The sequence below is a fragment of the Pseudoxanthomonas fibrivorans genome (assembly GCF_041464125.1).
Taxonomy (GTDB): Bacteria; Pseudomonadota; Gammaproteobacteria; order Xanthomonadales; family Xanthomonadaceae; genus Pseudoxanthomonas.
This window is the reverse complement of the sequence record NZ_JBGNUG010000001.1, coordinates 1,655,450-1,677,447: the sequence shown is the minus strand read 5'-3', so window position 1 is coordinate 1,677,447 and position 21,998 is coordinate 1,655,450. Positions and strand designations below refer to the sequence as shown.

Here is a 21,998-nt window from a genome sequence, read left to right as displayed (position 1 = left end):
GATCATCCCGGCCTTGCGCTTTTCCGGCGCTGACCGGCACACTCGGGGGAATATGGCGACTGCCGGCGAGGGGCCTGGCAGCGCGGGTGCGGTCGGCGGATTCCGGCCGTCGGAGGCCTTGATGGCAGCGAGCGTGCGCATGCGCAATACCCTGACGTTGTTCTCCTCCGTCGATGACGTGCTATGTCATCGGGTGCGCCTGGTCCTGGCGGCCAAGGGCGTGACCTACGACCTGGTGCCGGTGGACGCGCAGAACCCGCCGGAAGACCTGATCCACCTCAATCCCTACCACTCGGTGCCGACCCTGGTCGAGCGCGAGCTGGTGCTGTACGCCGCCTCGGTGGTCAGCGAATACCTGGACGAGCGCTACCCGCACCCGCCGCTGATGCCGGTCGACCCGCTGTCGCGCGCACGGTTGCGGCTGGCGATGCTGCGCATCGAGCACGACTGGGTGCCGCAGGTGCAGGCGATCCAGCTGGGCAACAAGCAGCAGGCCGAGGCCGGGCGCAAGCGGCTGAAGGAGCTGCTGACCGAGTCGCTGCCGCTGTTCCGCGCCAGCAAGTTCTTCCTCAATCCCGAGATGAGCCTGGCCGACTGCGCGATGGCGCCGATCATCTGGCGCCTGCAGGCGCTGGACGTGCCGCTGCCGAAGGACGGCAAGGCGATCGAGGACTACGGCAACCGGATCTTCCGCAACCCCGGTTTCCTGCGCAGCCTCACCGACCAGGAAAAGAAGCTGCGCGACATGCCGGCCTGAAGCCGGCGCGGCCGCGGGCAAGACCCGCCGCCGCGGCGTAGACTGCACGCATGAGCGATGACGCACCGCGCATGACCAGCTACCGCCCGTACCTGCTGCGGGCGCTGACCGAGTGGATCAACGACAACGGCATGACCCCGCACATCCTGGTGGATGCGGGCGTGCCGGGCGTGCGCGTGCCGCCCGGCGTGGTGCGCGAGGGCAAGGTGGTGCTCAACATCGCCGACCGCGCGGTCGCCGGGCTGCAGATGGACAACGAGTGGATCGGCTTCACCGCCCGCTTCGGCGGGGTCAGCCAGCCGGTGAGCGTGCCGGTGGGCGCGGTGCTCGCGGTCTACGCGCGCGAGACCGGCCAGGGCATGGTGCTGCCGGAAGAAGGGGCGGGCGGCCCGCACGCGCATGGCGAAGACGTGCACGATGGCGACGGCCACGACGACACGCCGCCCGAGGGGCCGGCCGATCCGACGCCGGGCAAGCGCCCGCACCTGCGGGTCGTGAAGTAGCGCCTCAGTCCCGGCGCGCGCGCTCGAACGGAAGCACGTGCGCGCCCGAAGACGGGCCGACGAACGAGACCAGCCGGTCGCCGCGCAGGACCAGCCGCCCGCTGTGGCGCTCGACGCCATCGTGCGAGTAGTCGAAGCGGAACGTGCGCTCCAGTCCGAGCCAGCCATCCTCGCGCCGGTACAGCCGCACGCCCGTCGCGTGCACGCTCTGGTCCAGCCATTGCACGTCCGCGGCCGCGCAGGCGTCGCGGCCGAGGCGTTCGGCGCGTTCGGCGGCGGCGCGTGCCGCGTTCCACCAGGCCGCCACCGCGGCGCCGGCGATCATGAGCAGGATCAGGCTGGGCATGCGCGCACTTTAGCGGAAGCGCGCGTGCCCGCGACCGGCGGACGGATCAGGGCGATGCGGCGCCGCCGCTCTGGGTGGCCGGTACCGCAGCCGGCGGCGGGTAGGCACCGCGCAACTGCGCCTGCGGCTTGAGCTTGAGCAGGACCGCCCAGTCGCGGCGGTTGAAGCTGCAGGCCTCCGGGTGGCCGGGCCGGCACGCGGCCGCATTGAACGGCGTGGATGAATCCTCCGTCGCGATCGCCCCGGCCGCGCCGCCCGGAGCACGCGGCCCCATGGGCGTGCCGGCAGGGCTGGAGGCGTCCTGCCGGCCCGCGCCCGGGGCCGCCATCACCATGCCCACCGCCGTAGGCAGCAGCCGTCCGGTGCGGTCCAGCGGAAGCTTGCGCATCACCACCGCGTTGAGCACGTTGCCGCCGACCAGGTACAGCGTGTGGTCGCCGCCGACGTTCGCGGCGACCACGATGTCGCAATGCGATCGCGTCGGCATCCTGCCTTGGCCGGACAGCGCGGCGCGCAGGCCCGAGGGTCCCAGCCCGTGGTCGTCGGCGCGCAGGAAACACAGCAGGTCGCCCGGGGCGGCCTTGCCGGAGAACGGATCGGCATAGATGTACGGACTCTGGTCCGGGTCGCGCCAGGCGCGGGCGATGTAGTCGAGATGCCGCGGCGACCCGGTGAACCCGGGCAGGGGCGCGCGCACCATCACCCAGGAGATGAAGGCCGCCGACCAGGGGTTGTCGAGGAGGAAGGCGCGGCAGTCGCTGGCGACCTCGCGGCTCGCACCCGGGTACATGCAGCTCGACGCCCCCGGCGTGCCGCCCGCCGCCATCGACGACAGCGTGCCGCTTTCGCGCCAGTACCGGGCCACTTGCTGCCAGGCCGGCGTCACCTCGTCGAACAACGGGGCGCGTTCGGCTTCGGTGACGCCCAGCGAGACCAGCCGGCCATCGGTCTCGATGAAGGGCCGCAGCCACATGCGGTGTTCCTGGCAGGCGGTGCGCACGATCGCCGCGGCGGTCGCTTCGACGCCGAAGCGCGGCGGTACGTCGCAGACCTCCACGCCGCCGGATTGCGCGGCGAGCGGCCACGGCGCGAGCAGGAGGATGACCAGTAGCGTGCGGCGGATGAGGCGCATGAAGTGTCCTTTTCCCGGGCCGGGTCGAGCTTAGCCGGCGCAGGTGGACATCGTGTGCATGGCCGGCGGCATCCCCGTGTGGGACAACGCCATCGGCACCGGCATGGGGCCAGCGGCTGGCGCCCGAAGGATTCCGGCGGGGCCGTGTCCGCGCCCCGTCAGGCGGGCGGCGGTCCCAGCTTCATCGACAGGTCGATCGCGCGCACGTGCTTGGTCAGCGCGCCGATCGAGATGAAATCCACGCCGTCGGCGGCGATCGCGCGCAGGCCGGCCAGGTCCACGCCGCCGGAGACCTCCAGCGGGATGCGCCCGTCGAACGGCGCGGACCGGGCGATCCGCACGGCCTCGCGCCGGTCCTCCGGCGGGAAGTCGTCGACCAGGATGCGGTCGCAGCCGGCCACGAGCGCCTCGCGCAGCTGCGCCAGTGTCTCCACCTCGACGATCAGCGGCAGGGCCGGGTGCGTGGCCCTCGCGGCGGCGATCGCGGCGGCCACCGAGCCGGCCACGCGGACATGGTTTTCCTTGAGCATCACCGCGTCGTACAGCCCGATGCGGTGGTTGCCGCCGCCGCCCGCGCGGACCGCGTACTTCTGCGCCACGCGCAGGCCGGGCAGGGTCTTGCGCGTGTCCAGGACCACCGTTCCGGTGCCGCGCACGGCATCGACATGGGCCGCGGTGGTGGTGGCGGTGCCCGACAGGGTCTGCAGGAAGTTCAGCGCGGTGCGCTCGGCGCTGACCAGGGCCCGGCTCCGGCCCGCCAGCACGGCCAGCACCGTCCCCGCTGCGACGCGCTCGCCTTCGGCCGTCCGCCAGTCGATCCGCACCTCCGGGTCCAGCGCGCGGTGGCAGGCGTCGAACCAGGGGCGACCGGCGATGACCGCGTCTTCCTTGCACAGCAGGTAGGCCCGCTCGGGCACGTCCGGCAGCAGTGCGGCGGTGACGTCGCCGCCGCCGATGTCCTCCTCCAGCGCGCGCCGCACCTCGGCCAGGACCAGCGCATCGGGCGGGGCGTCCAAGCGCGGCACGGCCGGGCTCACGCGGACGGGAAGTCGGCCACCTGCGAGGTGGCCAGCGCTTCCTCGACCAGCAGCACGGGGATGCCGTCGTCGACGCGGAACACCTGCCTGCGATCGCGGGTCACCAGCGCTTCGCGCAGCGGTCCGGCCTGCACGCTGCCGTCGCCACGCAGGACCTGGCCTGCGGCGATCGCGCGGTTCAGCGCGTCCAGGCCGCGCGGCTCCAGCAGCGCCAGCGGCTGGCGGGTGTCGGGCGAGCACAGCAGGTCGAGCAGCTTGCGGTCCATGGGCGGGGCGGGGCGGTCGGCGGGGAAGCGGCTAGAATACGGCCTTGTCACCGAGGACGGCCATGCCAGCCCACGCCAATCCGCCCGCCGCCGCGCTCGTCGGTCTCGTCATGGGATCGCGTTCCGACTGGGAAACCATGCAGCACGCCGCGCAGAAGCTGGAGGCGCTCGGCGTCCCGCACGAGGTGAGGGTGGTCTCCGCGCACCGTACCCCGGACGTGCTGTTCGAGTACGCCGCCAGCGCCCAGGCGCGCGGCCTGCGCGCGATCATCGCCGGCGCCGGCGGCGCGGCGCACCTGCCGGGCATGCTCGCCTCCAAGACCGCGGTGCCGGTGCTGGGCGTGCCGGTGCAGAGCAAGGCGCTCAACGGCATGGATTCGCTGCTGTCGATCGTGCAGATGCCGGCGGGCATCCCGGTGGCGACCTTCGCCATCGGCAATGCCGGGGCGGCCAACGCCGGCCTGTTCGCCGCCGCGCTGCTGGCGGTCGACCACCCGCCGATCGCGCAGGCCCTGGCCGAGTTCCGGCAGCGCCAGACCGACGACGTCATCGCCCACGACGACCCGCGGCAATGACCACCGTCGGCATCCTCGGGGGCGGGCAGCTGGCCCGCATGCTGGCGCTTTCCGGCGCGCCGCTGGGCCTGCGCTTCCTGGTCATGGACACCGTGGCCGACGCCTGCGCCGGCCAGTTCGCGCCGCTGCTGGTCGGCGACTACCGCGACGAGGCCGCGCTGGCCGAGTTCGCCGGCAAGGTCGACGTGGCCACCTTCGACTTCGAGAACGTGCCGGCCGAGAGCGCCGAATGGCTGTCGGCGCGGGTGCCGGTATTCCCCAACCCCCGCGCGCTGGCGATCGCGCAGGACCGGCTCGCGGAAAAGACCCTGTTCCGCGAACTCGACATCCCGGTCCCGGAATTCGCCGCCGTCGCGACCCGCGCCGGGCTCGACCAGGCGCTCGCGAGCGTCGGCGTGCCCTGCATCCTCAAGACCCGGCGGCTGGGCTACGACGGCAAGGGCCAGTTCCGGATCCGCTCGCTGGCCGATGCCGACGCGGCGTGGGACGCATTGGGCGCGCAGGCGGCGACGGTCGGGCTGATCGTCGAGGCCTTCGTGCCGTTCGAGCGCGAACTGAGCGTGGTGGCCGTGCGCGGCCGCGACGGCGAGTTCCGCACCTGGCCGCTCACCGAGAACTGGCATGTCGACGGCGTGCTGTCGGCCAGCCTGGCGCCGGCGCGGGTCGATGCCGCGCTGGCCGAGACCGCCACCGGGTACGCGCGGCGACTGGCCGAGCGGATGGACTACGTCGGCGTGTTCGCGCTGGAGCTGTTCTGCCGCGACGGCCGGCTGCTGGCCAACGAGCTGGCGCCGCGCGTGCACAACTCCGGCCACTGGACCATCGAAGGCGCGGAGACCTCGCAGTTCCAGAACCACCTGCGCGCGGTGCTGGGCCTGCCGCTGGGTGCGACCGCGATGCGCGGCCACGCGTGCATGCTCAACTGGATCGGCGACATGCCCGATGCCTCGCCCGTGCTCGCCGAGGCCGGCGGGCACTGGCACGACTACGGCAAGGAGCCGCGCGGCGGGCGCAAGGTCGGCCACGCCACCCTGCGGTCGGAGGTTCCACTGGAGCTGGCCACCGCGCTGGAACGGGTGGGACAGGCGCTGGATCGCCCGGCGCAGGTCGCGCCGCCGGTGGCGGCGCTGCGGCAGGCGTGATGGCCGCTGGCGCCGCGCCTCAGCGCAGGCGAGAGGCCACCGCCGTCCAGTCCACCACCTTCCAGAACGCGTCGAGATACGCGGCGCGGGCGTTCTGCCGGTCCAGGTAATAGGCGTGCTCCCAGACATCGCACGCCAGCAGCGGCCGGTCGGCACCGGTGAGCGGGGTGGCGCCGCCGCGGGTGGCGACGATCCCGGGGCTGTCGTCCGGACGCTGCACCAGCCAGACCCATCCCGAGCCGAACAGGCCCAGTGCCATCCGGTTGAACTCCTCGCGGAACCGGCCCACGTCGCCGTATTGCCGGGCCAGCAGTTCGGCCAGGCGTCCGTCCGGATCGCCGCCGCCGCGGGGCGACAGGCAGGCCCAGTAGAAGCCGTGGCTCCAGGCCTGCGCCGCCTGCTCGGCCAGGCGCCCGCGGGCGCGGCGGACGATGTCCTCCAGCGGCAGGTCCTCCAGTCCGCTGCCGCCCAGCAGGCGGTTGGCCTCCTCCACGTAGGCGCGGTGGTGGCCGTCGTGGTGCAGGCTCACGGTCGCGGCGGAGATGTGCGGTTCCAGCGCGCCGGCGGCGTAGGGGAGGGGGGGCAATTCGATGGGCATGCGTGCTCGCGGCAGGAGGTGGGCGTCGGCGCGGCGGCGCCCAGGGCTTACAATTGCCGCTTCAGTTTAGCCGACGGCGGGGTGGTCCCCCGGCGTCCAGGAGAGTCGCAATGGCGGTGATGGAGCGCATCCAGGCCGAGGTCGAGAGCCATCCGGTCGTGCTGTTCATGAAGGGCACCCCGGCGTATCCGATGTGCGGTTTCTCCGCGCGCGCCATCCAGGCGCTGCAGGCGGCGGGCGCCGAGAACCTGCACACGGTCAACGTGCTCGAAGAGCCGGAAGTGCGCGCCAACCTGCCACGCTTCTCCAACTGGCCGACGTTCCCGCAGCTGTTCCTGCATGGCGAACTGATCGGCGGCTGCGACATCACCCTGGAACTGCTGGAGTCCGGCGAGCTGCAGCGCATGGTCAGCGAAGCGCAGTCGCAGTGAGCCTGTTCGAACTGCCCGTCGCCCCGGCCCGCCCGCTGGCCGGGCGCGTGATCCTGCTCAGCGGCGCCCACGGCGGCCTCGGGGCCGCGGCCGCCCAGGCCTGCGCCGTCGCCGGCGCCACCCTGGTCCTGCTCGGCCGCCGCCTGCCCAGGCTCAACCGCCTGTACGACGCGGTCGCCCAGGCGGGGCCCGAGCCGCTGCTGTACCCGCTCGACCTCGAGGGGGCCTCGCCCGACGACTACGCCGAGCTGGCCGACCGCCTGCAGGCGGAGCTGGGCCGGCTGGACGGCGTCCTGCACTGCGCGGCCGAGTTCCGCGGCCTGACCCCGCTGGAGCACATGGACCCGGCGGCCTTCGCGCGGGCCATCCACGTCAACCTGACCGCCCCCTGGTGGCTGGTCCAGGCCTGCCTGCCGCTGCTGCGGCAGTCGGCCGACGCCGCCGTGGTGCTGGCGGTGGACGACCCGGTGCGGGTCGGCCAGGCGTACTGGGGCGGCTACGGCCTGGCCCAGCACGGCCTGCGGGCCCTGGTCGGCATGCTCGACGCGGAGCTGACCGGTACCGCGGTGCGCGTGACCGGGCTGCAGCCGGGGCCGATGCGCACCCCGCTGCGCGCCCGCGCGTACGCCGACGACCTCGACGGCAGCCTGCGCGACCCGCAGGACTATGCGGGCACCTGCGTCACCCTGCTGTCACCGGACGGCCATCCGTGGCGCGGCCGGATCTGGACCGCCGACGGGAGCCACGCGGCATGACCGTCCTGTCGGCGGCGCTGCTGCTGTTCCTGATCCTCGACCCGCTGGGCAACATCCCGGTCTTCCTCAGCGTGCTCAAGCCGCTGCCGCCGAAGCGGCAGCGCATCGTGCTGATCCGCGAGCTGCTGATCGCGCTGGCGGTGCTGATGCTGTTCCTGTGGTGCGGCAAGTACGCGCTGGAGCTGATGCACCTGAGGCAGGAGTCGGTCTCGATCGCCGGGGGCATCGTCCTGTTCCTGATCGGCATCCGCATGATCTTCCCGCGGCCCGAGGGCCTGATGGGCGAGATCCCGGACGGCGAACCTTTCATCGTGCCGCTGGCCATCCCGCTGGTGGCCGGGCCGTCGGGAATGGCGGCGGTGATGCTGATGGGCAGCAACGAGCCGCACCGGCTGGGCGAGTGGAGCGCCGCCCTGCTGCTGGCCTGGGCCGGCACCGCTGCGATCCTGCTCGCCGCGCCGCTGCTGTACCGGCTGCTCGGCCGGCGTGCGCTGACCGCGGTCGAGCGCCTGATGGGCATGCTGCTCGTGGCCATTTCGGTGCAGATGCTGCTTGACGGCCTGGCGACCTACCTGGGCCTGCCCGCGACCCGCTGAGAGCCGTCCGGGAGGCCTGTCCGGGTGTGACCACACGGCGCCGTGTTGCTGCGCCGCAATAAATATTTGTCACATGGTCGTCACACCTGCAACCTAGCATGTTAATCTCATGTTAACCCCTGTGATGAGCATCGCAGGGATGCCTTTGTCGCACCGCCCTCGGGCTGCCGCCCGACTGCCACCACCATCGAGGCCTTCTCCAATGACTGATCCCCGTCGACTCCGGATGTCCAAACTCACCCTGGGTCTGGTTGCCGCGCTCGCCGCCGCCCCCGCCTTCGCCCAGAGCACCTCGTCCGGTGTGGGCGGCCTCGTGACCGGCAGCGGCGGCCAGCCGGTCGCCGGCGCCGAAGTCACCATCACCCACGTCGAGTCGGGCACGGTCAGTCGCGCCACCACCGATGCCACCGGTCGCTGGAACTCGCGCGGCCTGCGCGTCGGCGGCCCGTACACCATCACCATCACCAAGCCCGGCGAAGGCACCAAGACCGAGGACGGCGTCTACCTGGCCCTGAACCAGGTCAGCACCGTCAACGCCGAGCTGGCCGGCGACGTGACCACGCTGGGCGCGGTGCAGGTGACCGGCGTGTCCGGCGGCTCGGTGGTGTTCAGCGCCACCAACATGGGCTCGGGCACCAGCGTCGACCGCCAGGTGATCGACTCGCTGCCGTCGGTCAACGGCAACATCCAGGACTTCATGCGCCTGGATCCGCGCGTGACCTTCACCGACCGCGCCTCGGGCAGCATCACCGCCGGCGGCCAGAACCCGCGCTTCAACAAGATCACCATCGACGGCGTCTCGGCCAGCGACACCTTCGGCCTGGAAGGCAACAACATGCCGACCATGCGCCAGCCGGTGTCGATGGAGGCCATCGAGGCCATCGACATCAACCTGTCCAACTACGACGTGGCGCTCGCCGGCGCCGCCGGCGCCAACGTCAACGCCGTCACCAAGTCCGGCACCAACGAGTTCCACGGTTCGGTCTACGGCAGCTACCGCGACGGCGACTGGTTCGGCGACTACCCGGCGCGCGTGGCCGGCAGCAACACCGACGTCACCGGCCTGCCGTTCGACGAGTTCACCGACGAGACGACCTGGGGCGTGACCCTGGGCGGCCCGATCGTGAAGGACACCCTGTTCTTCTTCGCCAACTACGAGAAGATGAAGCAGACCGACATCGGCCCGGCCGGCCAGAGCCAGGGCAGCACGCCGCTGACCGCCGGCGGCGCCGACTTCGGCGCGGCCGACGTGGCCGAAGTGCAGCGCATCGCGCGCGAGGAGTGGGGCTTCGACCCGGGCGAGCTGAGCGGCAGCGGCGACACCGAGCTGGAAGAGTACGCGCTGAAGCTGGACTGGAACATCAACGAGAACCACCGCGCCAACCTGCGCTACAGCAAGCTGGAGCAGAACCGCGTCCGTCCGGAGGCGTCGAGCAACAGCGTCCTGGCGCTGAGCTCGAACTGGTTCAACCACGCCAAGACCGTGGAGAGCTACGTCGGCCAGCTGTTCAGCGACTGGTCCGACACGTTCTCGACCGAGTTCAAGGTGTCGTACCGCGACTACTCGGCGATCCGCATCAGCCCGACCACCGCGCCGACCATCCAGGTCTACTTCGACGACGGCAACGCGACCAACGCGATCACCAACGGCGACCTGATCCGCCTGGGCACCGAGCGCAGCTCGCCGGGCAACACCCTGCTGACCGAGACCTGGAGCTACTACGGCGCCGGCGTGTGGACCGTGGGCGACCACGACATCAAGTTCGGCGCCGAGTACAGCGAGAACGAGATCTACAACTACTTCCTGCAGGATTCGTGGGGCAACTACAGCTTCTACGTCCCGCGCGTGAACGGCGTGAACGATTTCGGCAACCTGATCCGTGGCCAGTACTTCGACTACGACCTGCAGGCCAACCCGACCGATCCGGATGCGATCGCGGCCCGCTACACCAACAAGAACACCGCGCTGTTCATCCAGGACACCTGGTACGTCAACAGCAACCTGACCCTGACCTTCGGCGTGCGCGCCGACAAGCCCGACGCCAGCCCGAGCCCGCCGTACAACGCGTGCTTCGCCGCCGCCCCGGGTACCGCCAACGCCGCCTGCGGCAGCGGCTACACCGGCGGTTTCGGCATCGACAACACCACCACGTACAACGGCGACTTCATCATCCAGCCGCGCTTCGGCTTCAACTACACGTTCGACTCCGAGCGTCCGATGCAGCTGCGCGGTGGCGTGGGCCTGTTCCAGGGCGACGCGCCGCAGGTGTGGGTGGGCAATGCCTACAGCAGCACCGGCATGAACTACGTCTCCTACCAGAACATCACTGCCTGGCAGACCGTCCGGTTCACCGCCGACGGCCTGAACCAGCCGATCCCGCCGGGCGGCTCGGGCGTGCGCAACGTCAACGCGATCAGCGAGGACTTCGAGCTGCCGTCGGTGTGGAAGGCCAACCTGGCGTTCGACGTGGAAACCCCGTGGTGGGGCACCGTCGCGTCGGCCGAGCTGCTGCTGACCGACGTCAAGAACGGCCTGTTCTACCGCACGCTCAACGTCGGCCCGGGCTACCTCGGTCCGGACGGCCGCGTGCTGTACTGGAACCCGGCGTTCGTCGGCCAGCTGCCGACCACCGGCGCCGCGTACACCAACAACTCGCGTTACGGCCGCAACCTGTACTTCGGTGACGTCTACCTGCTGGAGAACACCAACAAGGGCAAGGGCCAGCAGCTGACCCTGTCGCTGGCCAAGCCGTTCAGCGACGAGAGCGACTGGTCCTGGACCGTGGGCTACACCTACACCCAGGCCGAGGAAGTGGGCGCGCTGACCAGCTCGACTGCCGGCTCGGGCTTCGGTTCGCAGTACGGCTTCAACATCAACGAGCCGTCCACCAGCACCGCCCGCTACGAGATCCGCGACCGCTTCAGCGGCGCGCTGAACTGGTCGCACAAGTTCTTCGGCGACAACGCCACCCAGGTGGGCCTGTTCTACGAAGGCCGCAGCGGCCGTCCGTACAGCTACATCTTCACCGGCGACGCCAACGGCGACGGTCGCACCTTCAACGACCTGTTCTACGTGCCGTCGGGCCCGGGCGACGTGCTGTTCGGCTCCCTCAGCGCGACCGGTGCGTTCACGCCGAATGCGGCGATGGAGCAGGCGTTCTGGGCGTGGATGGAGCAGAACCCGGAGCTGGCCCGCTACCGCGGCAGCTACGCGCCGGAGAATGCGTTCCGCGCCGGCTGGGTGAACACCTTCGACGTCCGCATCAGCCAGGAGCTGCCGGGCTTCTTCAAGGGCCACAAGTCGAAGATCTGGCTGGACATCCAGAACGTGGGCAACCTGATCAACAAGGACTGGGGCCACATCATCGACTACGGGTTCAACGCCAACAATGCCGTCGCCACGCTGCAGGGCATCTACAACGGCCAGTACGTGTACGGCTACCGCGGCAACTTCAACGGCGTTCCCGAGTTCGGCCAGACCTCGGCCGAAGGTATCCCGACCAACTCCGACAGCCAGACCAACGGCATCTCGCAGTGGTCGATGTCGGTGGGCCTGCGCTACGACTTCTGATCGCCTGAACCGTTGAGCGCGTGACCAGGAACGGCCGGGGCGACCCGGCCGTTTCCTTTTGCGCGGCACGGTGCGTTGCGACGCCCGCTGGAGTAGAGTCGGCGGCCGGTTTCCACGGATTCGCCAGGCCCATGAACGAAACGGCTTCGAGCACGCTGCCCGTGCAGGATGCACGCATCTACCCGCGCGGCGGGCTGGATGTCCTCTCGCGCACGGAAGTGGCGCGGCTGCGCGACGCCTCCGCCGGCGGCATGCACGAGCTGCTGCGCCGCTGCGCGCTGGCGGTGCTGACCAGCGGCAGCGCCAGCGACGACCCGCGCGCGGCGCGCGACCTGTATCCCGACTTCGATATCCAGGTCACCCAGCAGGACCGCGGCGTGCGCATCGACCTGGCCAACGCGCCGGCCATGGCGTTCGTCGACGGCGAGATCATCCGCGGCGTCGCCGAACTGCTGTTCGCCACCGTGCGCGACCTGGCATGGACCGCGATCGAGCTGGGCGAGGACCGCGCGGGCGACCTCGGATCCTCGGCCGGCATCACCGACTCGGTGTTCGGCCTGCTGCGCAACGCGCGCATCCTGCAGCCGTCCGATCCCAACCTGGTGGTCTGCTGGGGCGGCCATTCGATCTCGCGCGACGAGTACATCTACACCAAGCAGGTGGGCTACGAGCTCGGCCTGCGCGGCCTGGACATCTGCACCGGCTGCGGCCCGGGCGCGATGAAGGGCCCGATGAAGGGCGCGACGATCGCGCACGCCAAGCAGCGCCGCAGCCGGACCCGCTACATCGGCATCACCGAGCCGGGGATCATCGCCGCCGAATCGCCGAACCCGATCGTCAACCACCTGGTGATCATGCCGGACATCGAGAAGCGGCTGGAGGCGTTCGTGCGCCTGGGCCACGGCATCATCGTGTTCCCCGGCGGCGTCGGCACCGCCGAGGAGATCCTGTACCTGCTCGGCATCCTGCTGCGCGAGGAGAACGCGGAGCTGCCGTTCCCGCTGATCCTGACCGGCCCGACCATCGCCGCGCCGTACTTCGAGCAGATCGACCGGTTCCTGCGCCTGACCCTGGGCGAGGCCGCGACTTCGCGCTACGAGATCGTGATCGGCGACCCCGCCGCGGTCTCGCGGAAGATGGCCGCCGGCATCCGCAAGGTGCGCGAGGCGCGCATCGCGCACAAGGACTCGTTCTACTTCAACTGGGGGCTGGAGATCCCGCTGGAGTTCCAGCGCCCGTTCGTCCCGACCCACGAGGCGATGGCCGCGCTCGACCTGCACCACGGGCGCCCGGCATCGGCGCTGGCCGCCGACCTGCGGCGCGCGTTCTCGGGGATCGTGGCGGGCAACGTCAAGGAGGACGGCATGCGCCGCATCGAGGCGCACGGGCCGTTCGAGATCCACGGCGCGCCGGACATGATGCAGGCGCTCGACGCCCTGCTGCGCGCGTTCGTCGAGCAGCGCCGGATGAAGATCGCCGGCGAATACCGGCCGTGCTACCGGGTGGTGGCCTGACCCGCGACCGCTGGCAGCGGCAGGAGCAGGGTGGCGACATGGCGGCCCTGGTCGGTGCGGGTTTCGATCCGGCCCTGGCCGCCCGTCATCGCCTGGATCCGCGCCCTGACGGAATTGAGGCCGACGTGGTGCCCGCGGGTTGAAGGCACCGGCATGCCGGGGATCGAGTTGCTGATCGCCACCTGCAACCAGCGGCCGTGGAGCTCGATCCCGATGCGCACGTCGCCGCCGGCGGGCGAGGGCTCGATGCCGTGGCGGATCGCGTTTTCCACCAGCGGCTGCACCGACAGCGCGGGCACCTGCACGTCCGGCAGGTCGGCGGGCACCTGCCATTGGACGTCGAGGCGGTCGCCGAACCTCAGGCGTTCGATCTCCAGGTAGCGCCTGGCCAGCGCCAGTTCCTCGCCGAGCGCGATGTTGCGCGGCCCGGCGAGGGCGGCCCGGAACAGGTCGGCCAGGTCGAGCAGCACGCGCTCGGCCTCGCCCGGCCGCTGGCGTACCAGCGCGGCGCCGGTGTTCAACGTGTTGAACAGGAAGTGCGGACGGATCCGGGCCTGCAGGGATTCCAGTTCGGACTGCTTGGCTCGGATGGCCAGCTGCCGCACCCGCCAGTGGTTGTAGAACGCGGCCAGGCCGAGCAGGCCGACGCACACCGTGATCCCGGTCACGCGCAGCAGCGCGTCCTCCGGCATGCGCGTGCTGGCCGACCACAGCGCGCCGGGCAGCGTGGCCGCGGCCAGGTAGACCATCCAGCTCGACAGCAGCAGCGCCACCATGGCCAGGCAGGCGACATGCAGGGGGCGGGCCCTGGCGAGCAGGGGCCGCAGCATGTACAGGGTGCCCAGCGTCAGCAGCAGCGTCCACTGCACCGCGAGCGAGGCCAGGCCGAAGTACACCCAGCGGTCGGTCGGCGCCGGCTGGGCGAAGGCCAGGATGGCGGCCACGCCTTCGCCGGCGATGACGATCCAGATCAGGACAGGGGCCTGCCAGGCCACGTCCAGCGGGGCGGGCGAGAGGGACGGCGGGGTCCGGGCGGGGGCGCGCATCGGCGAATGATGCCCTGAGCGAGGGCGGCCGGGGAGTCCGTGCGCCGCCTGGGACGGGCTTCGCTCCGCCTGTCGGGATTGGATGGAACCGGCCCGGGGCGGTCCGTTAGCGTGGCACCCACTCAAGAAGGGGAGTCGCGCATGCCCTCGTACTGGCGATCCCGCCGGCAAGGCGCCGCCGCCGTGTCCCGGCAGCGGGGTTTCACGCTGGTGGAGCTGATGGTCACGGTCGCCGTACTGGCGATCCTCGTGGGGCTGGCCACGCCCAGCTTCACCTCGGTCATCAACAGCAACCGGCTCACCAGCCAGGCCAACGAGTTCATGGCCGACCTGCAGCTGGCGCGTTCCGAAGCGGTCCGCCGCAACCGGACGGTGCGCCTATGCCGCAGCGCGGACGGTGCGACCTGCGCCGCCGGCGCAGGCGACTGGACGAGCTGGATCGTGATCCTGCCGGGCACCGCGCCGGAACTGCTGCGCACCACGACCATCAAGCCGCCGCTCGAGCTGGCCGGCAATGCCACCACGATCGACTTCCGCGCCGACGGGCTTGCGCGCAACACCACCGGCGGGCTGCTCGCCACGTCGTTCACGGTCTGCATCCCGACCACGCGTCCGGCGCAGAACGTCCGCACCATCAGCATTGGCGGGGGCAGCCGGTTGAAGGCCGTCCCCGATGCGTATTCCTCACCGGGGAGCTGCCCGTGATCCAGAAGACCACCCGTTCCCGCGCCCCCGCGCGCCGCGCCGCCGGCAGCCTGCCGGCGCGCCGTGCGCAGGCAGGCGTCGGCCTGCTGGAAGTGATGATTTCCGTCCTGATCATGGGCATCGGCCTGCTCGGCATCGCGGCGATGCAGGCCACGGCGCTGCGCAACGGCCAGAGCTCGCTGGAGCGGAGCCAGGCCGTGGTCCAGAGCTACGCCATCCTCGACGTGATGCGCGCCAACCGGATCGATGCCATCGCCGGGTACTACAACACCTCCGGCACCGACCCGCAGTGCAGCGCCGCGGCCGCGGACGCCAGCCAGCCGGTCGGCCAGCAGTCGGCCCAGGCCGAGGTCAACAACTGGCTGGGCTCGCTGAAGCGGTCGGTCGGCGTCGCCGGCGACAGCTCGACCTGCGGGAGCATCTCCTGCGTGGCGAACACCATCAGCGGCGGCACCTGCACGGTGACCGTGCAGTGGGACGACAGCCGCGGCAGCACGCCCAACACGAACGGCACCGCCACCGAAACCGGGCTGGGCGGCGCCAAGCGCCGGGTCGTCACGGTGGCCGCGCTATGAGCCGCCTGCATGCACGCGGTCTCCGCTCCGCCCGGACGCAGGCGGGCTTCAGCCTGATCGAAATGCTGGTGGCGATGGTCCTCGGGCTGCTCGTCGTCGGCGCGGCGATCGGCATCTTCCTGTCCAACAAGCAGGCCTACAACGCGACCCAGGGGCTGGGTCGCGTCCAGGAAAGCTCGCAGATCGCTTTCGAGATGATGTCCCGCGACATCCGCGAGGCGGGCGCCAATCCCTGCGACGTGGACCTGGACGCCGGCACCATCGTCGACGGCAGCGCCACCGCGGTGCCGACCGGCACCAACTGGTTCATGGCGGTCACCCAGCCGCTGCACGGCTTCGAGTCCGGCGGCCCGACGCACGAATCCGGCACGGACGTGATCCAGCTGCTGCGCACCGCCGACGACATGCGCACCACCACCGCCGCCACCACCTCGGGCGGGACCACGCTGACCTTCACCCCCGGCACGCCGGCGATCGCCAGCGGCGAGCCGGTGATGATCTGCGACATGAAGGTGCTGGGCGTGTTCCGGGCCAACGGCGCCAGCGGCGGCAATGCCGCCAGCGGCACGCTCAGCTACGGGGCGGGCGCCGGCACGAACGCCTGCGCCTACTTCCCGCAGCCCAACGCGGGTGCCTGCGCCGGCGCCGCCACCGCCTACCAGTTCCCGAAGTTCGCGACCATCACCGCGCTGCAGGGCGTGCGCTGGTACGTGCGGGATCCCGATGGCGACGCCTCCAACGGCGCCTCGCTGTATCGCCAGGTCAACAGCGCGGCGGCGGAGGAAGTGGTGCAGGGCGTGACCGGCCTGCAGTTCCAGTACCTGACCGCCGGCGGCTACGTGGATGCGGACAGCCTCACCACCGCCGACGCCTGGAACGCCGTGCGCGCCGTGCGCATCGTGCTGACCCTGCGCGACACCGAACGGGCCGGGACCGACGCCACCGGCGCCAACCAGCCGATCACCCGCACCCTCGAGAACGTCGTCGCATTGCGGAGTCGCGTGCTATGAGCAGAGCAACCGTCAATTCCCCCCGCCTCCAGCGCGGTGCGTCGCTGGTCGTCGTGCTGGTCCTGCTGCTGGTGATGACCCTGCTGGGCCTTGCGGTCCTGCGCGGCACGCTGCTGGAAGAGCGCATGAGCGCCAACATGTACGACCGCAGCCTAGCCTTCCAGCAGGCCGAGTCGGCGTTGCGCGAGGCCGAGGAGAAGGTGCGGGCCACGGTCCTCGCCAACGGCCAGGGCTGGGTCATCGGGGTCAAGTGCGGGGACGACCCTGCGCGGACCGGAACCATCGACGACAGCAAGTGCGCGGTGCCGTCCACGGCCTATGCCGGCGGCTCGGCCTGCAGCGGCAGCGCGCTGACCAACGACTGCTGGTTCAACGCGGTCGACCAGCTCGGCACCGCCAACAATTCCGCCGGCGCACCCCAGTACTACATCCAGTACATGGGCCTGCGCGATACCCATGACGAACTGGGCCTGGGCTCGAGCGCGGGGTCCACCCAGTACGGCGGCGGCGGCGGCGGCATCGTGCAGGAAGCGATGTACCGGATCTTCGCCCGCAGCCACAGCCCGGCCGCCGGCTCCGACCGCGCGGTCGTGGTGCTGCAGGCCAACGTGGTGGCGAGGTGATCGCCATGACCAGGAACACGGATGCCCTTCGAGGGGACACTGCCATGAACACCCACACCGCCGCTCCCGCGCGCGCCGACCGGCGACGCATCGGCAGCCGGCTGTCCGCCTTCGCCGTCGGCCTGCTCGCCGGCCTCAGCTCCCTGTCGGCGATGTCCGGCGTGGTCATCGACAACAAGCCGCCGACCGTGACCAAGACCGTGCCGGGCAACATGGTGCTGGTCCCGTCGGTGGAGTGGCCGACCGTGGTCACCCACGCCAACCAGCCCGGCGTGGGCAAGGGCAGCGCGAACTATTCGACCGCGACCGCCTACGCAGGCTATTTCAATCCCGACCTCTGCTATGCCTACAACTACGACGCGACCGAGCTCAACCGCTATTTCTACCCGGTGGTGGCCGCCGTCAGCCGCAGCTGTTCCGGCCTGACCGGCGGCACGCCCAGCCAGAAGCTGTGGAGCGGCAACTTCCTCAACTGGACGGGCATGCAGGCGATCGACACGTTCCGCCTGGCGTTGACGGGCGGCTACCGCGTGCATCGGCCGGTCGACGGTACGCCGCCGACGGTCACGATCACCGGTTCGGGCGGCTCCAGCGTGACCAAGAGCACCAGCGAGATGCCGGGGGTCACCTACCTGGAGAAGGCGAACTCCGACCGCCTGAGCAGCAACTACACCCCGCTGCGCCGCCTCAACAGCGCGGCGAGCGTCGCCGGCGCCACGCCCGCCGCCACCGCATGGATGACCACCCGCATCGGCGGCCTGCGCAGCCAGATGTGGTTCACCCTCGTCGACAACGACGGTTCGCTGGGTACCACCGCCTTGGCCCGGCCGGTCGGCAATGGCGGCCAGGTTCCGGCCGGTGGCGCCGTGACCGCGCTGCCGTACAACCCGACCTTCCACACGCTGGCCAATGCCGACAACACCACGGTGACCGACAGCACGCCGTGTGCCCCGAACGAGACCGGGTGCACCACCACGTCCGTCCTGGCCTGCCCGGCGAGCCATCCGTTCCTCCGCAGCAGCAACAACCGCTGCTACACCAACAGCAACTACACGGGCGGCGCGGTCGACCGGGTCAACCAGACGCGCTACCAGCACACGACCTACGGCCGCAACCAGCTCTACGCGCTGAGCATGCGCGTCAAGGTCTGCGACGGCACCCTCGACACGCGCAATTTCTGCGTGCGCTACGGCAGCAACTACAAGCCCGAGGGCCTGCTCCAGCAGAATTCGAAGAAGACCCGCTACAGCCTGTTCTCCTACCTGACCGAGAGCGGCCAGAACCGCAACGGCGGCGTGATGCGCGCGCGCCAGAAGCTGATCGGCCCGGTGACGGCGGCCGAGCAGGCCGGCACCGAAAGCCCGTATCCGGATCGCACCCGCATCTCGGGGATCGACAACCCCGAGTGGGACCCGGCCACCGGCATGTTCATCAACGATCCGGACAGCGACGACAGCAGCTCGACGTCCACCCGCGTTGGCGCCTGCAACAACGCGCCCGATGGGAGCGGATGCCAGGTCCGGTACAGCGGCGTCATCAACTACCTCAACCGCTTCGGACAGATCGACACCGGTGCGGCCGAACTCAAGTCGTACGACAACGTCGGCGAGATGTTCTACACCGCGCTTCGCTACCTGCGCGGCGTCGGCAACGTCGCGTCCTACAGCAACCTGCCGTCGTCCGGCCTGACCAACTACCAGAACGCCGATGGCCTGCCGGTGATCAACGACTGGTACAAGACCGGTGCGAACACCGGCACCGAATGGGAGGACGGCGAGGGCGTGGAGGCGGATCCGATCCTCTACCAGTGCCAGACCAACGTGCTGCTGGGCATCGGCGACACCGCGACCCACAACGAGGATTCCAACCACACCGGCAACGGCGACATCTCCGCCAACTTCGTCTCGGAGTGGCTGGGCTACATGGGCCTGGGCGACTCTTCGCGCCTGCGGCTGTCCGCGCTGGCGTACTGGGCGCACGTCACCGACATCCGCCCCGACGTCCCCAACACCACCCTCAATACCAACCCGACCCGCCGCAAGGGCCAGTCCGTGAGCACGTACTGGGTGGACGTGGTCGAGCTGAACGACCTCAAGGGCGCCACCACCAACCAGTACTACCTGGCCACGCGCTACGGCGGCTACACCATCCCGCAGGACTCCTACGACGCGGACGGCAACGCGACCCGGCAGACGGTTGCCTGGTTCGACGCCAACCGTTCCACCTGGACCACGGCCACCCAGAACGCCGGCGCCCAGACCGGGCTGGGCGGCACGGGCGACTTCCGCCTGCCGAACAACATGTACCTGGCCAACAACGGCGAGGCGATGATCCGCGGCCTGAACTCGGCGTTCCAGCGGATCGCCGACGACATCAGCGGTTCCGGCGGCTCGTTCGCCAGCAACACCACCAAGCTGGAAACCGGTTCGCGCACCTACCAGGCCAAGTACATCTCCAACGGCTGGGGCGGCCGGCTCACCTCGAGCGACGTGGACACCACCAACGGCACGCTGACCGACCGCTGGGATGCCTCGGACTGGATGGGCCAGGCCGCCGGCGACGTGAAGGTCAACGCCTCGGCCACGACCTTGGACTACACCCAGCGCAAGATCTTCTACAACAACGGCGGCAGCCTGGCGAACTTCATCAGCAACTGGAGCGGCAACGTCCTGGCCAGCCCGACCCTGGTCAAGCCCGGCGGCCTGTCGACGCTCACCGACAACCAGCTCAAGTACGTGCTCGGCGACCGCACCAACGAGCGCCAGTCGACGACGACCGGAAGCACCCGCGAGTTCCGCAACCGCCGTGGCATGCTCGGCGACATCATCAACTCGACCCCGGTGTACGTCGGCAAGCCGAACGCCAACCTCTACGCCACCGACACCAGCTATGCCACCTTCGCCACCGCGCGCGCATCGCGCACGCCGGTCGTCTATGTCGGCGCGAACGACGGCATGCTGCATGCGTTCAAGGCGCCGGATGCCTCGGTCGCGTGCACGGCCACCGGGGCCGACTGCGGTAAGGAGCTGTTCGCCTTCATGCCGACCGAGGCGATGTCGGTGCTGAAGCAGCTGGACGCCTCCACCAACAAGTATCCGTACTGGGACCCGGAGTACGACCACGCCTATTCGGTGGACGGCGAGCTGACCGTCGCCGACGTCAAGGACGGCTCCACCTGGAAGACGGTGCTGGTCGGGACCATGGGGCGCGGTGGCAAGACCGTGTTCGCGCTGGACGTGACCGACCCGGCGAGCCCGGTCCTGCTCTGGGAGAAGACCGCGGCCGATGCGGCCATCGGCACGCTGCTGGGCAACAGCCTGGGCCGCCCGATCATCGCCAAGGTCGCCACCGGCGACTGGCGCGTGTTCCTGGGCAACGGTCCCAACAGCACGGCCGGTACCTCCGCGCTCATCGCGCTGGATGTGATGACCGGCGCCAATGACGGCACCGTCAACACCAACATCGGCTCCCCGAACAACGGCCTCTCCCCGGTCAACGTATGGGATGCGTACGGGACGACGATCCCGAGCACCCCGGACGGCAACTTCGATACCGTTTATGCCGGCGACATGAGCGGCGCGATGTGGAAGTTCGACCTGGCGGCGGGCGACGCCACCAAGCTCTACCAGACCCGCACCGGGCAGCCGATCACCGCCGCCCCGCTGGCGGCGCGCAACCCGTACAGCCCGCCGGATACCTGGCTGTTCTTCGGCACCGGCCGCTACCTGAGCATGACCGACACCAGCACCGCGTCGAACCAGGTCGTGCAGACGTGGTACGGCATCATCGACCGCGACGAACTGGTGACCGAATCCAACCTCAGGGACGTGAGCATCCAGTACCAGGACAGCGTTGGCCGCGTCATCGAGAAGGTCGCCGCGCCGGGTACCGATGGCTGGTACATCGACCTGCAGTCCCCGGAGGAGGCCGCCGGCACCGCGACCGCCCGGGGCGAGCGCATGGTCGTGCCCAACTTCTTCCAGGGCATGGCGCTGGTCGGCACCACCCGCTTCCCGGATTCGAACGACCCGTGTTCGCCGACCGGCAAGGGCTTCACCATGGCGATCGACCCGTTCACCGGCGGGCGGCTGGGCAACGCGTTCTTCGACATGAACAATTCCGGCACGGTCGGCGACAGCGGCGACTATTACGGCGGATCGACCGGTACCCCGTACTCGGGAGTGGGCTACGACAGCGGCCCGAACAACCCGATCTTCCTGGGGTCGTACATGTACACCAGCCTGGACAACGGCACCTACGCCAAGATGAAGACCAGCGCGGGTGCCGCCAACGTCAAGCGCGTCTCCTGGAGGGAGCTGCTCAATGCGAACTGATCCGATGCGCCGTCGCCCGTCCCGGGCGGCGGGCGGTTTCACCCTGGTCGAGCTGCTGATCGTCGTGGCGATCGTGGCGATCCTGGCGGCGATCGCCAACGCCAGCTACGACAGCTACGTGCTGAGGTCGCGCCGCGCGGCGGCCGCGACCTGCCTGCAGGAGCGCGCGCACTTCATGGAGCGCTACTACACGACCCAGCTCAGCTACGCCGGCGCGCCCAATCCGGCACAGTGCGGCGCCGACCTCGACAGTTTCTACACGATCGCCTTCAACGGCACGCCCGGCGCCAAGGCCTTCACGCTCACCGCGACCCCGATCGGTACCCAGCAACGCGACAGCAAGTGCGGCACGCTGTCGATCAATGCCCAGGGTGCGCGCACGGCCAGCGGTTCGGGCTCCGTGGCCGACTGCTGGTAGCCAAGGCCGCTCGATGCCGCAGCTCGGGCGCGGCGCGCTTGCCGAGGGCCGAGGACTGCCCCTA

21 protein-coding genes are annotated in these 21,998 nt (G+C 70.4%); 15 read left to right on the top strand and 6 right to left on the bottom strand.

What is annotated here, in order from left to right; genetic code table 11:
- Positions 1-121 precede the first annotated feature (121 nt).
- A complete protein-coding gene (locus tag ACA089_RS07795) occupies positions 122-757 on the top strand; it encodes a glutathione S-transferase N-terminal domain-containing protein (protein WP_372015356.1) in 636 nt (211 codons plus the stop codon).
- A 50-nt stretch (positions 758-807) separates the two neighbouring features.
- Complete coding sequence (locus tag ACA089_RS07790; RefSeq protein ID WP_372015353.1) at positions 808-1,260, top strand: ClpXP protease specificity-enhancing factor; 453 nt, start codon at positions 808-810, stop codon at positions 1,258-1,260.
- A gap of 4 nt (positions 1,261-1,264) precedes the next feature.
- On the opposite strand, the gene ACA089_RS07785 is transcribed toward ACA089_RS07790, so the two are convergent.
- The 4 genes from ACA089_RS07785 to ACA089_RS07770 form a co-directional block, all read right to left on the bottom strand.
- Positions 1,265-1,606 (bottom strand): DUF3301 domain-containing protein, encoded by a 342-nt coding sequence (locus tag ACA089_RS07785; RefSeq protein WP_372015350.1) that lies wholly within the window; start codon positions 1,604-1,606, stop codon positions 1,265-1,267.
- Between the two features lie 46 nt (positions 1,607-1,652).
- Entirely contained in the window at positions 1,653-2,738 is a 1,086-nt protein-coding gene (locus ACA089_RS07780) for a DUF2272 domain-containing protein (protein WP_372015347.1), read from the bottom strand.
- 158 nt (positions 2,739-2,896) lie between these two features.
- Complete coding sequence (nadC, locus tag ACA089_RS07775; protein WP_372015346.1) at positions 2,897-3,763, bottom strand: carboxylating nicotinate-nucleotide diphosphorylase; 867 nt, start codon at positions 3,761-3,763, stop codon at positions 2,897-2,899.
- A gap of 8 nt (positions 3,764-3,771) precedes the next feature.
- Positions 3,772-4,041, bottom strand: coding sequence for a Trm112 family protein (locus ACA089_RS07770; RefSeq protein WP_372015344.1), 270 nt, complete (start codon positions 4,039-4,041; stop codon positions 3,772-3,774).
- 62 nt (positions 4,042-4,103) lie between these two features.
- On the opposite strand from ACA089_RS07770, the gene purE reads away from it, so the two are divergent.
- Both purE and ACA089_RS07760 read left to right on the top strand, forming a co-directional pair.
- Positions 4,104-4,616, top strand: coding sequence for a 5-(carboxyamino)imidazole ribonucleotide mutase (gene purE / locus ACA089_RS07765; RefSeq protein WP_372015341.1), 513 nt, complete (start codon positions 4,104-4,106; stop codon positions 4,614-4,616).
- Complete coding sequence (locus ACA089_RS07760; protein WP_372015338.1) at positions 4,613-5,758, top strand: 5-(carboxyamino)imidazole ribonucleotide synthase; 1,146 nt, start codon at positions 4,613-4,615, stop codon at positions 5,756-5,758. The genes purE and ACA089_RS07760 overlap by 4 nt, the downstream gene beginning before the upstream one ends.
- Positions 5,759-5,777: 19 nt before the next feature.
- On the opposite strand, the gene ACA089_RS07755 is transcribed toward ACA089_RS07760, so the two are convergent.
- Positions 5,778-6,356, bottom strand: coding sequence for a superoxide dismutase (locus ACA089_RS07755; protein WP_372015335.1), 579 nt, complete (start codon positions 6,354-6,356; stop codon positions 5,778-5,780).
- Positions 6,357-6,466: 110 nt separating this feature from the next.
- Between ACA089_RS07755 and grxD the strand changes: the two genes are divergently transcribed.
- From grxD to ppnN, 5 genes are all read left to right on the top strand, one after another.
- Positions 6,467-6,787, top strand: coding sequence for a Grx4 family monothiol glutaredoxin (gene grxD / locus ACA089_RS07750; protein ID WP_372015332.1), 321 nt, complete (start codon positions 6,467-6,469; stop codon positions 6,785-6,787).
- The gene (locus ACA089_RS07745; protein WP_372015330.1) at positions 6,784-7,542 is read left to right on the top strand and encodes an SDR family oxidoreductase; all 759 of its coding nucleotides are present in this window, start codon (positions 6,784-6,786) and stop codon (positions 7,540-7,542) included. The genes grxD and ACA089_RS07745 overlap by 4 nt, the downstream gene beginning before the upstream one ends.
- The gene (locus tag ACA089_RS07740; protein ID WP_372015328.1) at positions 7,539-8,138 is read left to right on the top strand and encodes a YhgN family NAAT transporter; all 600 of its coding nucleotides are present in this window, start codon (positions 7,539-7,541) and stop codon (positions 8,136-8,138) included. The genes ACA089_RS07745 and ACA089_RS07740 overlap by 4 nt, the downstream gene beginning before the upstream one ends.
- Before the next feature lie 202 nt (positions 8,139-8,340).
- Positions 8,341-11,709, top strand: a complete 3,369-nt coding sequence (locus ACA089_RS07735; RefSeq protein ID WP_459077393.1) for a TonB-dependent receptor — start codon at positions 8,341-8,343, stop codon at positions 11,707-11,709.
- A 131-nt stretch (positions 11,710-11,840) separates the two neighbouring features.
- The gene (gene ppnN, locus ACA089_RS07730; RefSeq protein WP_372015322.1) at positions 11,841-13,223 is read left to right on the top strand and encodes a nucleotide 5'-monophosphate nucleosidase PpnN; all 1,383 of its coding nucleotides are present in this window, start codon (positions 11,841-11,843) and stop codon (positions 13,221-13,223) included.
- Here the strand turns inward: ppnN and ACA089_RS07725 are convergent.
- Positions 13,205-14,269 carry a sensor histidine kinase gene (locus tag ACA089_RS07725; RefSeq protein WP_372015320.1) on the bottom strand — a complete coding sequence of 355 codons (1,065 nt, stop codon included), beginning with the start codon at positions 14,267-14,269 and terminating at the stop codon, positions 13,205-13,207. The two genes, ppnN and ACA089_RS07725, sit on opposite strands and share 19 nt — an antisense overlap.
- A gap of 183 nt (positions 14,270-14,452) precedes the next feature.
- Here ACA089_RS07725 and ACA089_RS07720 point away from each other — a divergent pair, with 183 nt between their 5' ends.
- Genes ACA089_RS07720 through ACA089_RS07695 form a run of 6 tightly spaced genes read left to right on the top strand, consistent with a single transcriptional unit; the run spans position 14,453 to position 21,934 of the window.
- Positions 14,453-14,974, top strand: a complete 522-nt coding sequence (locus ACA089_RS07720) for a GspH/FimT family pseudopilin (protein WP_372015317.1) — start codon at positions 14,453-14,455, stop codon at positions 14,972-14,974.
- The gene (gene pilV / locus ACA089_RS07715) at positions 14,974-15,549 is read left to right on the top strand and encodes a type IV pilus modification protein PilV (RefSeq protein ID WP_372017694.1); all 576 of its coding nucleotides are present in this window, start codon (positions 14,974-14,976) and stop codon (positions 15,547-15,549) included. Before ACA089_RS07720 ends, pilV begins: the two co-directional genes overlap by 1 nt.
- A complete protein-coding gene (locus tag ACA089_RS07710) occupies positions 15,546-16,559 on the top strand; it encodes a prepilin-type N-terminal cleavage/methylation domain-containing protein (protein WP_372015314.1) in 1,014 nt (337 codons plus the stop codon). Before pilV ends, ACA089_RS07710 begins: the two co-directional genes overlap by 4 nt.
- The gene (locus ACA089_RS07705) at positions 16,556-17,182 is read left to right on the top strand and encodes a pilus assembly PilX family protein (protein ID WP_372015311.1); all 627 of its coding nucleotides are present in this window, start codon (positions 16,556-16,558) and stop codon (positions 17,180-17,182) included. Before ACA089_RS07710 ends, ACA089_RS07705 begins: the two co-directional genes overlap by 4 nt.
- 44 nt (positions 17,183-17,226) lie before the next feature.
- Positions 17,227-21,516 (top strand): pilus assembly protein, encoded by a 4,290-nt coding sequence (locus tag ACA089_RS07700; RefSeq protein ID WP_372015308.1) that lies wholly within the window; start codon positions 17,227-17,229, stop codon positions 21,514-21,516.
- Positions 21,506-21,934 carry a type IV pilin protein gene (locus ACA089_RS07695; RefSeq protein ID WP_372015305.1) on the top strand — a complete coding sequence of 143 codons (429 nt, stop codon included), beginning with the start codon at positions 21,506-21,508 and terminating at the stop codon, positions 21,932-21,934. The genes ACA089_RS07700 and ACA089_RS07695 overlap by 11 nt, the downstream gene beginning before the upstream one ends.
- Positions 21,935-21,998: the final 64 nt, after the last annotated feature.